The sequence below is a fragment of the Limnospira sp. PMC 1279.21 genome (assembly GCF_032349615.1).
GTDB lineage: Bacteria > Cyanobacteriota > Cyanobacteriia > Cyanobacteriales > Microcoleaceae > Limnospira > Limnospira fusiformis.
Map to the genome: position 1 here is coordinate 1 of NZ_JARPLU010000433.1, position 1,011 is coordinate 1,011.

At 48.2% G+C, this 1,011-nt stretch carries 3 protein-coding genes and 1 pseudogene; all 4 read right to left on the bottom strand.

Features of this window, described 5'->3' with window-relative positions; genetic code table 11:
- Positions 1–227, bottom strand: a pseudogene (locus P5683_RS25230) (hypothetical protein); the annotation flags it as partial.
- Between the two features lie 76 nt (positions 228–303).
- Complete coding sequence (locus P5683_RS25235; RefSeq protein WP_006669791.1) at positions 304–582, bottom strand: hypothetical protein; 279 nt, start codon at positions 580–582, stop codon at positions 304–306.
- Positions 530–646, bottom strand: coding sequence for a DUF6972 family protein (locus P5683_RS26645; RefSeq protein WP_396442592.1), 117 nt, complete (start codon positions 644–646; stop codon positions 530–532). The genes P5683_RS25235 and P5683_RS26645 overlap by 53 nt, the downstream gene beginning before the upstream one ends.
- Positions 594–869 carry a DUF6972 family protein gene (locus P5683_RS25240; protein ID WP_008053553.1) on the bottom strand — a complete coding sequence of 92 codons (276 nt, stop codon included), beginning with the start codon at positions 867–869 and terminating at the stop codon, positions 594–596. Before P5683_RS25240 ends, P5683_RS26645 begins: the two co-directional genes overlap by 53 nt.
- Positions 870–1,011 lie beyond the last annotated feature (142 nt).

Here is a 1,011-nt window from a genome sequence, read left to right on the forward strand (position 1 = left end):
ACCCAAGCGACAAAGCTACCCGCCTCTTTCCCGTAGTCGTAGGGTGCGACCCACGCGGGAGGTTCCGTTGCAGGTCTCAACCCAAAAACACCATCTCTCACCTGCTGTTGGGTTTCACCTAACCTACAAAGCCTTCTGTTGGGTTTCACCCAAGCGACAAAGCTACCCGCCTCTTTCCCGTAGTCGTAGGGTGCGACCCACGCGGGAGGTTCCGTTGCAGGTCTCAACCCAAAAACACCATCTCTCACCTGCTGTTGGGTTTCACCTAACCTACAAAGCTACCATCTCTAAGCCTAAGAGGTTTCAGATATTTGCATGAATTTCGGAACTAGATAGCCGTCCCTCCAGTGGTTCATATTCATCTTCCAAAAGCCAGTTCTCGGCTTCTTCATAGTTGGGAAAAACTTTGACCAGACCATAACCTTCAGCCGGATCTAAAACAGACCAACTGTTCATTTTATCGCTCAAGAGAAGCAGGATATAAGGAGGAGATTGCATGGGATCGACCCAAACTTCTAAAAAATTCCAGTTATCCTTCACCTGGTCGGGTGCGAGGGATTGTGTGGTATCGGTTTTGTGCATCGATTTTTACCTCACCATAAAACAAAGGAGTCCTTGAACCATCGGGACTGATTCGATAGCCGATCGCCTCGGTAAAAAATAACCCAAGCGCGATCATAGTTGCGAATATTCCCCGTGTACTCACCTCTGTCTATGATAGCTTCAGCCACTCGTAGCATTGTCTCTTCATCATTAAAGATGTGGATTGAGCGCCCTCGCCGCAGCCATCTCTGTGACTGAGGAGTGTTAGGTAGGTGTTTAGGAATATGTTTCGGGTCAAGAAAAATATCCCGATGAATTCCGCTCATAATTATCGAGCCTTATGAGTTGCAGACATCAATTAAATTCGACAAGGATAGGCAGCATTTTCGGGCGATCGCCCTAGGGAGTCGTTGGGCGATCGCCTTTTCCGCAGTAGTATTAAATCTTTCCCCCCTACCCGCCTCTTTA

Excerpts from the sequence above, each read along its gene's own strand:
- P5683_RS25235 (WP_006669791.1), bottom strand. The coding sequence starts at position 582 with ATGCACAAAACCGATACCACACAATCCCTCGCACCCGACCAGGTGAAG.
- P5683_RS25240 (WP_008053553.1), bottom strand. The coding sequence starts at position 869 with ATGAGCGGAATTCATCGGGATATTTTTCTTGACCCGAAACATATTCCT.